The 13,479-nt window shown below is 65.6% G+C and carries 12 protein-coding genes; 8 read left to right on the top strand and 4 right to left on the bottom strand.

Annotated elements, in window-relative coordinates:
• A partial coding sequence (locus DBR23_RS05350; protein WP_108497546.1) for a phosphatase PAP2 family protein occupies positions 1-547 on the bottom strand: 547 nt, incomplete at its 3' end.
• Positions 540-1,301: a phosphatase PAP2 family protein gene (locus DBR23_RS05345; protein WP_108497545.1), complete on the bottom strand. Its 762-nt coding sequence runs from the start codon at positions 1,299-1,301 to the stop codon at positions 540-542. The genes DBR23_RS05345 and DBR23_RS05350, both read right to left, overlap by 8 nt.
• A 92-nt stretch (positions 1,302-1,393) precedes the next feature.
• Here DBR23_RS05345 and DBR23_RS05340 point away from each other — a divergent pair, with 92 nt between their 5' ends.
• The 8 genes from DBR23_RS05340 to DBR23_RS05305 all read left to right on the top strand — a co-directional run bounded on the left by DBR23_RS05340 (position 1,394) and on the right by DBR23_RS05305 (position 11,440).
• Positions 1,394-2,098 carry a response regulator transcription factor gene (locus DBR23_RS05340; RefSeq protein ID WP_056068151.1) on the top strand — a complete coding sequence of 235 codons (705 nt, stop codon included), beginning with the start codon at positions 1,394-1,396 and terminating at the stop codon, positions 2,096-2,098.
• Positions 2,095-3,486: a histidine kinase dimerization/phospho-acceptor domain-containing protein gene (locus DBR23_RS05335; RefSeq protein WP_108497544.1), complete on the top strand. Its 1,392-nt coding sequence runs from the start codon at positions 2,095-2,097 to the stop codon at positions 3,484-3,486. Before DBR23_RS05340 ends, DBR23_RS05335 begins: the two co-directional genes overlap by 4 nt.
• A 91-nt stretch (positions 3,487-3,577) precedes the next feature.
• Positions 3,578-4,642 carry a class II fructose-bisphosphate aldolase gene (fba, locus tag DBR23_RS05330; RefSeq protein WP_108497543.1) on the top strand — a complete coding sequence of 355 codons (1,065 nt, stop codon included), beginning with the start codon at positions 3,578-3,580 and terminating at the stop codon, positions 4,640-4,642.
• Between the two features lie 317 nt (positions 4,643-4,959).
• Complete coding sequence (locus tag DBR23_RS05325; RefSeq protein ID WP_108497542.1) at positions 4,960-5,685, top strand: hypothetical protein; 726 nt, start codon at positions 4,960-4,962, stop codon at positions 5,683-5,685.
• Positions 5,686-5,748: 63 nt separating this feature from the next.
• The gene (locus DBR23_RS05320) at positions 5,749-7,347 is read left to right on the top strand and encodes a Re/Si-specific NAD(P)(+) transhydrogenase subunit alpha (RefSeq protein WP_108497541.1); all 1,599 of its coding nucleotides are present in this window, start codon (positions 5,749-5,751) and stop codon (positions 7,345-7,347) included.
• Positions 7,348-7,382: 35 nt separating this feature from the next.
• Positions 7,383-8,795, top strand: coding sequence for a Re/Si-specific NAD(P)(+) transhydrogenase subunit beta (gene pntB, locus DBR23_RS05315; protein ID WP_108497540.1), 1,413 nt, complete (start codon positions 7,383-7,385; stop codon positions 8,793-8,795).
• 94 nt (positions 8,796-8,889) lie between these two features.
• On the top strand, positions 8,890-10,569 hold the full coding sequence (locus DBR23_RS05310) for a long-chain-fatty-acid--CoA ligase (RefSeq protein WP_108497539.1): 1,680 nt from the start codon (positions 8,890-8,892) through the stop codon (positions 10,567-10,569).
• 118 nt (positions 10,570-10,687) lie between these two features.
• Positions 10,688-11,440: a 5'-methylthioadenosine/adenosylhomocysteine nucleosidase gene (locus DBR23_RS05305; RefSeq protein WP_108497538.1), complete on the top strand. Its 753-nt coding sequence runs from the start codon at positions 10,688-10,690 to the stop codon at positions 11,438-11,440.
• Between the two features lie 204 nt (positions 11,441-11,644).
• Here DBR23_RS05305 and corA read toward each other — a convergent pair whose 3' ends face one another.
• On the bottom strand, positions 11,645-12,631 hold the full coding sequence (gene corA, locus DBR23_RS05300) for a magnesium/cobalt transporter CorA (RefSeq protein WP_015016148.1): 987 nt from the start codon (positions 12,629-12,631) through the stop codon (positions 11,645-11,647).
• Positions 12,632-12,854: 223 nt separating this feature from the next.
• The coding region (locus tag DBR23_RS05295) for a uracil-DNA glycosylase family protein (protein ID WP_233250289.1) at positions 12,855-13,479 on the bottom strand (625 nt) is incomplete at its 5' end.

Here is a 13,479-nt window from a genome sequence, read left to right as displayed (position 1 = left end):
GTGGCGACTTGTGCTCCAGGGCTGCTTGCCAGCGCGGTGCGCGCGCGGCCAGTGCGTGGATGGCCGCCGCTGCCAGCCCCCCGGTGACCAGGCCCGCCAGCACATCAGACGGGAAGTGCACTCCCAGGCAGACGCGGCTCCACACCATGGCGGCTGTGACCGCTGCGGCCAGCCAGGTCAGCCCGCGAACCGGCCGCAGGGCGAGACTGGCCGCCAGCGCGGCGGCTCCCGCCACATGCATGCTGGGAAAGCCTGCGCGCGCGGCATGCTCGATCCACTGGACGCCAATGCCCAGCTGCGAAGGCCGCGGCGCCGGCACCGCCAGTCGCAACAGCTGTACTCCTACCCACGCCAGGGCCATGGACGCGAGCGCCAGCGCCAGGGCGCGCCGCTGCGCTGCGTTGCCCAACACAAAGCTGCCGAGCAGCAGGCCGCCCATGGCGGTGGGTAGTTGCTGTGACACCCACCGTGCCACCGTCACCACGGCAGGCAAGGTCGCGGCGTCGGCATTGAGGGCCTGAAACAGGGCCAGATCGAGTTCAAGCATGGGAGCTGTCCGGTGGCGTGGTGGTGCTGGCGAAATGCGGGAAGCGTGGACGCAGAGCCGTGGCAGCCAGGTCGCAAAGCCAGCCGGTGACCCAGCACAGCCAGCCCGTCCACAGTGTGTGGCTCATGAAATGGGCGCCTCGCACCTGCTGGGCTGCACCCAAGACGAACCCCGCCAGCAACGCACCCGCCAACCACCAGCGTGCGGCCGAAGGTAGCTTGTGGCGCAATGCGAAGTAGCCTCCCAAAAAGGCGAATCCGGCCGACGCATGGCCCGCCGGAAAACAGCGGCCGCTACCGCCATCGAGCACGCCCAGCGCCCAGTGCGACACATGGCGCGCCACGCCGCCAAATTGTGCGAGGTCCCACGGGCAACTGGTGGCGCTGAGGTTCTTGGTGATGCTGACCACGGCCAGCGAGAGCAGGGCGCTCACGGCCATCTGCAGGCGCTCGCTGGCGTCCAGCTTGCGCAGAAAGCCGCGCGGCCACCACACGCTCAGCGCCAGCAGCAGCACCAGCTGCCAGCCCAGACGGCGGGCGCCTTCATGCAGCACCTGCACAAAAAACCACTGGTCCCGCATCGGAAACCCGTTGGACGATCCAAACACCTGCGCAAACGCCAGGTCCTGCCCTGCGGCATCCCAGGCCACCACACAGGCCAGAGCGCCCAGGGTCCAGAAAAGCAGCGTGTGGCGTTGAGAGGGGGCGTGGGGTGTGATGGGCGCGATGGACGGCGTGACGGGCGAAGGCTGCATGTGCCGGAAGATAGGCGGGCGTACTTAACGCCGTCTTAAAGCCGGCGCTGCCCTTGTCCCGCCCCTGTCCGATGGGCTGCGACAATGCCTGCATGCGAATACTCGTGGTCGAAGACGATGCGGGCATAGCCAGTGGCCTGCGCAGCAATCTGCAGCAACGCGGCTATGCGGTGGATGTCAGTGACGGCGTCGCCAGTGCCTGGAGTGCCCTGCGCGCTGAGCGTTTTGACGCTGTGCTGCTGGACCTGGGGTTGGTGGACGGTGACGGTAGCGAACTGCTACGGCGTCTGCGCCTGAGCCCGCCCGCCACCGGGGCTGCGTCGGCAGCTCTGCCGGACCCCGCTACGCCTGTCCTCATCGTCACGGCGCGTGACCAAGTGCACCAGCGCATCGCGGGGCTGGACCAGGGCGCCGATGACTACCTGACCAAGCCCTTTGATGTGGATGAATTGGACGCGCGTTTGCGGGCGCTGCTGAGGCGCGCGGCGGGACGGACGTCGCCCACCATCCGTCTGGGCGATATCGAGCTGGATCCAGCGACCCGCACGGTGCGCCAGCAAGGCAAACCCGTGGAAATGTCTCCGCGCGAGTTTTCCGTGTTGTTGGTGCTGCTGGAGGCGCGGGGCCGGGTGCTGTCGCGCCAGCAGATCGAGGAACGCCTGTACAGCTGGGATGCCGCTGTGGAGAGCAATGCGGTCGAGGTCCACATCCACCACCTGCGCCGCAAGCTGGGCAGTGCCTGTATCCAGACCATGCGCGGGGTGGGTTACTTCATGCCGCAGGAGAAACCCCCGTGAACGCACCCACCGCTCCTCGCACGGCGCCAGCGCGTCGCCCTTCGCTGACCCGGCAACTGTTGTTATGGTCGCTGGGGGCTCTGGCCATTGTCTGGGGCAGCTTCGTCTTCATTGGCTACCAGACCGGTGTGCATGAGGCCGACGAGCTGACCGACGGGCACCTGGCCAGCGTGGCCGCGCTGCTGCTCAACCTGCGGGCCACCGAGGCGATGCAAGGCCCGCAGCGTACCGAGCGCACCCCTACGCCCTGGCTCAAATCGCACGATTACCAGCAGACCATCAGCGTGGTGCAGTGGGATGCGCAGGGGCGGGTGCTATCCCTCACGGGTTCGGTGCCCGAGCCGCCTTTCAGCGATGCCGAGGGGTTTGCCGACCTCACGCTGGGCCCGGACAAGGTGGCCTGGCGCAGCTTCTCCCAATGGGATGCCGGGCGCACCCGCAAGATCATGGTGATGCTGGAGCTGCGCGAGCGGGACGAGCTGGCGGATGACATTGCCGGACAGCTCATCGAGCCCGGTCTGTGGTTGCTGCCTGTGGTGTCTCTGGCCCTGGGGCTCGCGCTGTGGCGCGGCTTGCGGCCTTTGTACGCGCTGTCGGCCGACGTGGCGGCGCTGGACCCGACCAGTACCCAGCGGCTGGCATCGCGCCATGCCTGGAACGAGTTCGAGTCGGTCGTGGCATCGATCAACACCTTGCTGGACCGCCAGCAGGTCGCCATGGTGCGCGAGCGCCGCCTGGCCAATGAGGTGGCCCACGAATTGCGCACCCCGCTGTCCTCCATCGCGCTGCAGGCCAGCGCCCTGGCGGGGGAGCTGACGGAAGAGGCCCGGGCCCAGTCGCTGGCGCGCATCGGTCAGGATGCTCTGCGTGCGGGTCACGTTCTCAACCAGCTGCTGGCCCTGGCCCGCGCCAGCCGGGCCGAGCTGCACGAAGCCAAGGCGCCCGTGGACCTGAGCGCACTGGCGCGGTCGGTGTGCGCCGACTATGCCCAGGCGGCGTGGAAACGCGGCGACGACCTGGCCCTGTCGGCCCCCCCCGCGCTCACCGTGCCCGGCCATGCCGTGTTGCTGGACATCGCGGTGCGCAATCTGGTGGAAAACGCGCTCAAGCACACGCCCGAAGGCACCCAGATCGCCGTCCAGCTGGGCATGGCGGACGCTGGTGGCGTGTGGCTGCAGGTGTGTGATGACGGGGCGCGCCCGCAGGCCGGCGGCGCACCGGGCCGTGCGGCGGCGGTGCCGGTGGACAGCCTGCATCTGGGGCACGAAATCCTGCGCCGCGTGGCGGACATTCACGGGGGGCACTTTGGCGCAGCCCCTGCACCGGCGCCCTTTACCACCTGCTACCGGTTGGATTTGCCATCGCCCTCCGTGTCGGCCCCCGGTTAAAATTACGAGTTACCAAGCGGTTACCGCCGCGTTGCCAGGTGTTACAGCGCCTCGCGCCCTCCTTCTTCAACCCACCACGGACCCCACGACCATGCCCCTCGTTTCGATGCGCGAACTGCTCGACCATGCCGCTGCCAACAGCTATGGCATCCCTGCCTTCAACGTCAACAACCTGGAGCAGGTGCAAGCCGTGATGGCTGCTGCGGACGAAGTGGGCGCTCCCGTCATCCTGCAGGCCAGCGCTGGCGCACGCAAGTACGCGGGCGAGCCCTTCATCAAGCACCTGATCCAGGCGGCGGTCGAGGCCTTCCCCCACATCCCGCTGGTGATGCACCAGGACCACGGCACCTCGCCCAAGATTTGCCAGGGTGCCATCGACCTGGGCTTTGGCTCGGTGATGATGGACGGCTCGCTGATGGAAGACGGCAAGACCCCTTCGTCCTTCGACTACAACGTTGAAGTGACGCGCAAGGTGGTGGACATGGCGCACAAGGTGGGCGTTACGGTCGAAGGCGAACTGGGCTGCCTGGGCAATCTCGAAACCGGGGATGCGGGCGAAGAAGACGGCATTGGTGCGGTCGGCAAGCTCGACCACAGCCAGATGCTGACCGACCCCGAAGAAGCCGCCGTGTTTGTGAAGGCCACCCAGCTGGACGCCCTGGCCATTGCCATCGGCACCAGCCATGGCGCCTACAAGTTCAGCCGCAAGCCCACGGGCGACATCCTGGCCATCAGCCGCGTGAAGGAAATCCACCAGCGCATCCCCAACACCCACCTGGTGATGCATGGCTCCTCGTCGGTGCCCGCCGAGTTGCTGGCCATCATCAACCAGTACGGCGGCAAGATGAAGGAAACCTATGGCGTGCCGGTCGAGGAAATCCAGGAAGCCATCAAGCACGGCGTGCGCAAGATCAACATCGACACAGACATTCGCCTGGCCATGACGGGCGCAGTGCGCAAGTTCCTGTTTGAAAACCCCGCAAAGTTCGACGCCCGCGAATGGCTCAAGCCCGCCCGCGAAGCGGCCAAGCAGGTGTGCAAGCAGCGTTACCTGGAGTTCGGCTGCGAAGGCCAGGGCAGCAAGATCAAGGGCCTGAGCCTGCAGGCCGTGGCCGCCCAGTACGCCTCGGGTGCGCTGGCCCAAGTGGTGAACTGATCGTTGGCACCAGGCCCTGCGGGGCCGCTGCCCAGCCTGGCTGCTTTGTGCTGCCAGGCTTTTTTTTGCCTGTTTGCGGGGGGAGACTGGGGAGTTCCCTCTACTGCAGACAAAGGCGACAGCGACAAGATTTTCTTCATGTAAGCTCGCGGTCAGCTTGCCCACCGGCAGCGCCGCAAGAAGTGTCCGATACCAGGGCGCTTTCAACACATTTTTCACCAGCTACACCGCGCTGGTTGTTGCATGGCAGAAGCCGTCGAGGGACGGACTTGGGTGCCGTGGGATGATTGAAGGCGAATTCGTATGAACCTTTCTCTATGACTCTGACCATTTCAAAGTTCCGGCGGCTGTTGCCTGTGTTGGCTGTGACGGTGTTCACGGTGGCGTGCGCGCCCCTGACCGTTCCTCCCAAGTCCGAATATCCAGTCGGGCGTGCCCGCCTTGTACTGCCGCCGGGGGCCTGGCAGGACCTGGGCACTTCGGAGGAAACCGTTGCGGGCTCTGCAGGGCGTATTGCACTTCAGACCCGCGATGTGGGGCTACGTAATGCGCAGGGAGACTGGCTGGCCGTGTTGCGTGTGCAGACCAACCGTGCCGGGGACCTGAGTGGTTCTCCGCAGGGCATCGGTTATTGCCCCACTCAGCAGGACGTCACCGTGGAGGATGGCGCTGCAGGGAGCCCCGTGCGTGCAGACTGTCTGCGCCTCAAGCGATGGGGAAGCAGTTCCCAGTGGCTGGACAAGAACCGGCCAGACCTTGTCGAGTGGCTCAGCACCCGCCAGATCACTCTGACCCAGCCCTATACCTATCTGAGCTATCGCTACGTGACGGAGGCGGGTGCCTGGGTGAAGGTCGATGCCTTGGTGGACCAGCGGCTGTTGCGTCCGGCTACGCGCAATAACGAGGAGTTCCTTGTGGCGGGAAGACCCGCGCTGCAATGGGGGCGTGACCTGGCCCAGGCCGTGCGCCTGAGCTCCGGCATGGTGGACGGCCACCTGGCCATTCCGCCCTTCCCGTTCCCTGGGCCCACATCCAAACCCTAGCGCGCCAGTCCTCCCCTGCCTGGCGGCCTTGCATAACGATTACGAAACTCGAGGAGACCTCTGATGCAGACAAGCCCCGTCCCGCAGCCGCAGCGTATCGGCGTGCCAAGGGAAACCTTTCCCGGTGAAAAGCGCGTGGCCACCGTGCCCGATGTGGTGGAGAAGCTGATCAAGCTGGGCTTCACTGTCACGGTGGAGTCGGGGGCAGGGGATGCCGCCAACTTCAGTGACGACGCCTACCGCGCTGCGGGCGCCGAGATCGTGGGCGACGCTGCCGCGCTGTGGGCTGCATCCGATATCGTCTTCAAGGTCCGCCCGCCCAGCAGCGATGAAGTGGCGCTGATGCGCGAGGGCACGACGCTCATCGACTTCATCTGGCCCGCCCAGAACCCCGAACTGATGCAGCAGCTGGCGGCCCGCAAGGCGACGGTGCTGGCCATCGACTGCCTGCCGCGCACGCTCTCGCGCGCCCAGAAGATGGACGCGCTCACTTCCACCGCAGGGGTCAGCGGTTACCGCGCCGTCATCGAGGCGGCCAACGCCTTTGGCCGGTTCTTCAACGGCCAGATCACGGCCGCAGGCAAGGTGCCACCGGCCAAGGTGTTCATCGCAGGCGCTGGCGTGGCGGGCCTGGCGGCCATCGGCACGGCCGCCAACCTGGGCGCCATCGTGCGCGCCAACGACACGCGCGCCGAAGTGGCCGACCAGGTCAAGTCGCTGGGTGGCGAGTTCGTCAAGGTGGACTACGAAGAAGAAGGCTCGGGCGGCGGCGGCTATGCCAAGGTCATGAGCGAAGGCTTTCAGGCTGCGCAGCGCAAGATGTATGCGGAGCAGGCCAAGGACGCGGACATCATCATCACCACCGCACTTATCCCCGGCAAACCCGCCCCCAAGCTCATCACCGCTGAAATGGTGCAGAGCATGAAGCCCGGCAGCGTGATCGTGGACATGGCGGCCGAGCAGGGCGGCAACTGCGAACTGACCGTGCCCGGCGAGGCCGTGGTGCGCCACGGCGTGACCATTGTGGGCTACACCGACCTGGCTTCGCGCCTGGCCAAGCAGTCGTCCACGCTGTATGCCACCAACCTGCTGCGCCTGACGGAGGAGCTGTGCAAGGCCAAGGACGGCGTGGCCGTGGTCAACATGGAGGACGACGCGATCCGCGGCCTCGCTGTGGTCAAGGAAGGCTCGATCACCTGGCCTGCGCCGCCGCTCAAGCAGGCGCCGGCACCCGCGCCCAAGGCGGCAGCCCCGGTGGCCGAGAAGAAATCGAGCCACGGCACAGGCGCACCCATGTCCGCCAAGACGCTGACCATCGTTTTTGCCGTGCTGGCTGTGCTGTTCTGGGCCATCGGTGCATACGCGCCCGTGGCCTTCCTGGGGCACTTCACGGTGTTCGTGCTGGCCTGCTTCATCGGCTACATGGTGGTATGGAACGTCACGCCCGCACTGCACACGCCGCTGATGAGCGTGACCAACGCCATCTCCAGCATCATCGCCATCGGCGCGCTGGTGCAGATTGCGCCGCCCGATGCGGGCGTCAACGGGCGCCCGGACGGGCTGATCCTGTGGCTGGCCTTTGCGGCCCTGGTGCTCACGGCCATCAACATGTTCGGCGGCTTTGCGGTCACGCGCCGCATGCTCGCCATGTTCCGCAAGTAATCCGATAACGACAAGAACAACGAGGAGCACAGAACATGTCCCAAAGTCTCGCTACCGTGGCCTACCTGGGCGCGGCCATTTTGTTCATCCTGAGCCTGGGCGGGCTCTCCAACCCCGAAACCTCGCGCCGGGGCAACCTGTTCGGCATGGTCGGCATGGCGCTGGCCGTGCTGGCCACGGTGTTCGGCCCGCGCGTCAGCCCCGCAGGGGTGGCCTGGATCGTCGGCGCTCTGGTCATTGGCGGCGGCATCGGCCTGTATGCGGCCAAGGTCGTCAAGATGACCCAGATGCCCGAACTGGTCGCGCTCATGCACAGCCTGGTGGGCCTTGCGGCTTGCCTGGTGGGGTTTGCCAGCTATGTCGATACCTCGATTCAGCTGCAGGGTGCCGAGAAGATCATCCACGAGGTGGAGATTTATGTGGGCATCCTGATTGGTGCCGTCACGTTCAGCGGCTCGCTGATTGCCTTTGGCAAGCTCAACGGCAAGATCGGCGGCAAGCCGCTGCTGCTGCCCGGCCGCCACTGGCTCAACCTGGCCGCGCTGCTGATCGTGATCTGGTTTGGCCGTGAGTTCCTGCGCGCCGAGACCGTCGAGCAAGGCATGGTGCCGCTCATGGTGATGACGGTGATCGCGCTGCTGTTCGGTATCCACATGGTCATGGCGATTGGTGGTGCAGACATGCCGGTGGTGGTGTCCATGCTCAACAGCTACTCGGGCTGGGCGGCGGCGGCCACGGGCTTCATGCTGTCCAACGACCTGCTCATCGTGACCGGCGCGCTCGTGGGTTCTTCGGGCGCCATCCTGTCCTACATCATGTGCAATGCGATGAACCGCAATTTCATCAGCGTGATTGCGGGGGGCTTTGGTTCGGGCGCGGGCACGCCCGCCAAAAAGGGCGAAGCTGCCGAGCCGCAGGGCGAGGCCGTACCCGTCAGCTCCGCTGAGACGGCCGAGCTGCTGCGCGACGCCAAGAGCGTCATCATCGTGCCCGGTTACGGCATGGCCGTAGCCCAGGCGCAGCACACGGTGTACGAGATCACCAAGACCCTGCGCGAGAAGGGCGTGAATGTGCGCTTTGCCATCCACCCCGTGGCAGGCCGCATGCCCGGCCACATGAACGTGCTGCTGGCCGAGGCCAAGGTGCCCTACGACATCGTGATGGAGATGGACGAGATCAACGAGGACTTCCCCGATGCCGACGTGGCAATGGTCATTGGCGCCAACGACATCGTGAACCCCAGCGCCCTGGACGATCCGTCCAGCCCCATCGCTGGCATGCCGGTGCTCGAAGTGTGGAAGGCCAAGACCTCCATCGTGATGAAGCGCTCGATGGCCTCGGGCTATGCGGGGGTGGACAACCCCTTGTTCTACAAGGACAACAACCGCATGCTGTTTGGCGATGCCAAGAAAATGCTGGATGAGGTACTGACCGCGCTCAAGAGCTGACGGGCATAATTCCTCCACAATAAAAGCACGATCGTGCTGAAAAACATCGGCGTGCTTGCAGGACCCCCATAAAACCTACCAGGAGACAATCCCAATGACCGACCGCCCGTGGCTGGCCGCCTATCCACAAGGTGTTCCCGCAGACATCGACACCACGCAGTACAGCTCCCTTGTGGCGCTGATGGACGAGGCGTTCAAGAAGTACGCCAACCGCGTGGCCTACAGCTTCATGGGCAAGGACGTGACCTACGCCCAGACCGATTCGCTCTCCAGTGCGTTTGCTGCCTACCTGCAGGGGCTGGGTCTGGTCAAGGGCGACCGCGTGGCCATCATGATGCCCAACGTGCCCCAGTACCCTGTGACCGTGGCTGCCGTGCTGCGCGCCGGGTTCGTGGTCGTCAACGTGAACCCGCTGTACACGCCGCGCGAGCTGGAGCACCAGCTCAAGGATTCGGGCGCCAAGGCCATCGTCATCATCGAGAACTTCGCCACCACGCTGGAGCAGTGCATTGCGCACACGCCCGTCAAGCATGTAGTGCTGTGCGCCATGGGCGACCAGCTGGGGCTGCTCAAGGGGGCGCTGGTGAACTACGTGGTGCGCAACGTCAAGAAGATGGTGCCGGCGTACACCCTGCCGGGGGCCGTGCGCTTCAACGATGCGGTGGCGCAGGGCACACGCGGCACCCTCAAGAAGCCCGACATCAAGCCGGACGACATCGCGCTGCTGCAGTACACCGGCGGCACCACGGGGGTGAGCAAGGGCGCGGTGCTGCTGCACCGCAACGTGATCGCCAACGTGCTGCAGTCCGAGGCCTGGAACGAGCCCGTGATGAAGAAGGTGCCCGCAGGTGAGCAGCCCACCAGCATCTGCGCGCTGCCGCTGTACCACATCTTCGCGTTCACCGTGAACATGATGCTGAGCATGCGCACGGGCGGCAAGACCATCCTGATCCCCAACCCGCGCGACCTGCCTGCGGTGCTCAAGGAGCTGTCCAAGCATACCTTCCACAGCTTCCCGGCCGTCAACACGCTGTTCAACGGCCTGGCCAACCACCCCGACTTCCACACCGTCAACTGGAAGAACCTCAAGGTCTCGGTGGGCGGCGGCATGGCGGTGCAGGGCGCTGTGGCCAAGCTCTGGCTCGAAAAGACGGGTTGCCCCATCTGCGAAGGGTATGGCCTGTCGGAGACCAGCCCTTCGGCCAGCTGCAACCCCACCACCAGCACCGAATACACCGGCACCATCGGCGTGCCGCTGCCCAGCACCTCCATGAAGCTGCTGGACGATGAAGGCCGCGAGGTCACCACGCTGGGCGAGCCGGGCGAAATCGCCATCAAGGGCCCTCAGGTGATGGCCGGCTACTGGCAGCGCCCCGATGAAACCGCCAAGGTCATGACCGAAGACGGTTACTTCAAGTCGGGCGACATCGGCGTGATGGATGCGCGCGGCTTCTTCAAGATCGTGGACCGCAAGAAGGACATGGTGCTGGTCAGCGGCTTCAACGTGTACCCCAACGAGGTCGAAGAAGTGGTGGCCAACTGCCCTGGCGTGCTCGAATGCGCCGTGGTGGGCGTGCCCGACGAAAAGACCGGCGAGGCCGTGAAGCTCGTGATCGTGAAGAAGGACCCGGCGCTCACCGAAGCGCAGGTCAAGGAGTTCTGCCGCCACGAGCTCACGGGTTACAAGCAGCCCAAGGTGATCGAGTTCCGCACCGAGCTGCCCAAGACCCCCGTGGGCAAAATCCTGCGCCGCGAACTGCGCGACAAGAAGTGACGCGGCCTGCTGGCACGTCACAATCCCCAGGCGGCTTCGGCCGCCTTTTTTTGCGACCGCGCTGCGATGCTGGCGCGGGTGTTTTGTGGCCCCGTGACATGACCCCAAGGACCTTTGCATGAGCACTGCCATTCTGAGTGCGCTGCCCGAAGAACAGAGCTCGCTGGTGCAACAGCTGGCGCACCCGCAGCGGCTGATGCACGCCGGCCGCGCGTTCTGGCGCGGAGAGCTGCACGACCGCCCGGTGGTGCTGGCGCTGTCGGGCATCGGCAAGGTGGCCGCTGCCACCACGGCCACGGCCTTGATCGAACATTTTGGGGTAGCGCGCATCGTCTTCACGGGCGTCGCGGGTGGTGTCGGCGATGGGGTGCACCGGGGCGATGTGGTGGTGGCGCAAGACTACGTGCAGCACGATATGGATGCCTCGCCGCTGTTCCCTCGGTGGGAGCTGCCGGGCTACGCACGCACCCGCCTGGCGTGCGATCCGGTACTGACTGCTATGCTTTTGGAAGCTGCCAACCTATGCGTCACTAGCGCAAGCGGTCTCTGGGACTTGAGAAATATCCATGGGGGTGCCCATCGGGCGCACCAGGGCCTGGTGGCCAGCGGCGATCGTTTTGTGGCCACCGCCCAAGAGTCCGAGCGCCTGTGCACCGCCCTGCGCGCGGCCGGGCACGATGTGCTGGCCGTGGAGATGGAGGGTGCCGCCGTCGCCCAGGTGTGCCATGACTACGACCTGCCCTTTGCCGCAGTGCGCACCATCTCCGACCGCGCTGACGATGCCGCCCACGGCGACTTCGCCCAATTCGTGCAGACCGTGGCCAGCCGGTACGCCGAGCACATGGTGCTGTCGTTTTTACAAAAACTATGAAATTGATAGCGGCTAAGGCATGTTGCACTAGCACTTGCGGAAGATTTCTCCTCTAAAGAGGACTCCGACGCATGCCATTTGCCGTTCGATACGATGCGCTGAAACCGGCGCAATGTATCTACCAGCGCCACCGCGGAACCGGCTTTGCCGGGCCGCTGGAGGCGTCCCCCCTCGGGGGGAAGGCGCGCAGCGCCACAGGGGGGGCTACTTCAGCCAGCCCCGCTTGCGGAAGTACCACATGGGCCCGAGCGCGCTCGCCAGCATCAGGCCCAGCGCATACGGGTAGCCCAGCGACCAGTCCAGCTCGGGCATGAACTTGAAGTTCATGCCGTACACGCTGGCGATCAGCGTGGGCGGCAGCAAGGCGACGCTGGCCACCGAGAAGATCTTGATGATCTTGTTCTGGTTGATGTTGATGAAACCGACCGTGGCGTCCATCAAGAAGTTGATCTTGTCGAACAGGAACGCCGTGTGGTTGTCCAGCGACTCGATGTCGCGCAGGATCTGGCGGGCTTCCTCGAACTGCTCGGAGTTGAGCATCTTGGAGCGCATCATGAAGCTCACGGCGCGGCGCGTGTCCATCACGTTGCGGCGGATGCGGCCGTTCAAGTCTTCCTGGCGCGCGATGGCGGCCAGCACCTCGCCGGCGCGGGTGTCGGTCACGTCGCCGGCCAGCACCTGTTTGCTCACGGCCTCCAGCTCGTCGTAGATGTTCTCCAGCGTGTCGGCCGAATACTCGGCGTCGGCGTCGAACAGCTTGAGCAGCACTTCCTTGGCATCTTCGATGAGGCCGGGCGCGCGGCGTGCGCGCATGCGCAGCAGGCGGAACACGGGCACGTCTTCATCGTGGATAGAGAACAGCACGCCCCGGCTTTTCAGGTTGGTGTTGTGCTGGTTCAGGATGAAGGCCACGCGCACCGAACGGGGGTCTTCGTCGTCATCGATCAAGAAGTCGCTGCGGATGTGCAGCTCGCCGTTGTCTTCTTCGTAGAAGCGGGCGGATTCCTCGATGTCCTCGTCCATCGCATCCTCGGGGATGGACAGGCCGTAGTGCTGCTTGATCCAGCGCTTCTCTTCGAGCGTCGGGGCTTCCAGGTCCACCCAGATCGGCTGGAACTTGGTCAACTCTTCCAGGGACTCGATTTCTTCCTGGAACAGCCGGCCATTGGCGAGCGTAAAGATGTTGAGCATGGGCTCACTCCCTTGTTTTTTGGCGTCTGCGGTGTGGGGGTAGGGGTGCTTTCAACCCCACAGCAGTCAAATGCGCCGGGAGCTGAAAGCTACCAACTCGGGTAGGTTTCCAAGGAGCTGTCTCCGTAAAAATTAGGCAAGCGGCGGATTATGGCACCGGGCGATGATCTCGCCGGTCCGGCGGGGGGGCATGGAAGGGGGCTGGGGCCCTGCCAACAGGCTCTCAGCCCTCGGCCTCGGCACTGCGCACCATGGCCAGCGCCCGGCACAGGTCGGCCCAGGCGGCGGCCTTGTTGTCCTGCGAGCGCAGCAAAAAGGCGGGGTCGTAGGTCACCACCGCCGGGCACCCGGCCAGCACATGCGGACCTGCGCGCAGGCGGCCCAGGGGCTCGGTGCGGCCCAGCGCCGCGCGTGCCGCCACATGGCCCAGCACCAGCACCATGGCGGGCTGCAGGTGGGCCACGGTGTCGGCAAGGGTGGCCGGGATATCGGCGCTGGCTTCCGTGCCGGGCGCAGACCGTTCCAGCGCCGCCATGAACACGCGCGGGTGCCGGTGCAATTGCATGGCCCGCAGCATGTTGTCGAGCAGGCGGCCCGCATCGCCACCCAGGGGCTCGGCGGGCGTCATGCTCTCGGCCACGATGAGCCAGCCCCGGCCCAGCCCGGCGGGCGTTTGCGCCGGGTCGGCGGTGGGGTAGAGCGCCTGTGCCGGGTGCAGGCGCAGGGCGGGCGTGGCCGTGCCTGTGGTGGCCGGTGCAGGAGCGGGCGGTGCGCTGCGGCTGGTGGTGTGGGCTGGGGGCGCTGGGGGGCGCTCGGCGAGCGCAGGGGACGGTGTCTGTGTTTGTGCG

Source organism: Acidovorax sp. HMWF018, from assembly GCF_003061035.1.
GTDB classification, from domain to species: domain Bacteria; phylum Pseudomonadota; class Gammaproteobacteria; order Burkholderiales; family Burkholderiaceae_C; genus Acidovorax; species Acidovorax delafieldii.
The sequence above is the reverse complement of the archived record's forward strand: the minus strand, read 5'-3'. Positions and strand labels throughout refer to the sequence as shown.

Excerpts from the sequence above, each read along its gene's own strand:
- DBR23_RS05345 (WP_108497545.1), bottom strand. The coding sequence starts at position 1,301 with ATGCAGCCTTCGCCCGTCACGCCGTCCATCGCGCCCATCACACCCCAC.
- DBR23_RS05340 (WP_056068151.1), top strand. The coding sequence starts at position 1,394 with ATGCGAATACTCGTGGTCGAAGACGATGCGGGCATAGCCAGTGGCCTG.
- fba (WP_108497543.1), top strand. The coding sequence starts at position 3,578 with ATGCCCCTCGTTTCGATGCGCGAACTGCTCGACCATGCCGCTGCCAAC.
- DBR23_RS05325 (WP_108497542.1), top strand. The coding sequence starts at position 4,960 with ATGACTCTGACCATTTCAAAGTTCCGGCGGCTGTTGCCTGTGTTGGCT.
- DBR23_RS05320 (WP_108497541.1), top strand. The coding sequence starts at position 5,749 with ATGCAGACAAGCCCCGTCCCGCAGCCGCAGCGTATCGGCGTGCCAAGG.
- pntB (WP_108497540.1), top strand. The coding sequence starts at position 7,383 with ATGTCCCAAAGTCTCGCTACCGTGGCCTACCTGGGCGCGGCCATTTTG.
- DBR23_RS05310 (WP_108497539.1), top strand. The coding sequence starts at position 8,890 with ATGACCGACCGCCCGTGGCTGGCCGCCTATCCACAAGGTGTTCCCGCA.
- DBR23_RS05305 (WP_108497538.1), top strand. The coding sequence starts at position 10,688 with ATGAGCACTGCCATTCTGAGTGCGCTGCCCGAAGAACAGAGCTCGCTG.
- corA (WP_015016148.1), bottom strand. The coding sequence starts at position 12,631 with ATGCTCAACATCTTTACGCTCGCCAATGGCCGGCTGTTCCAGGAAGAA.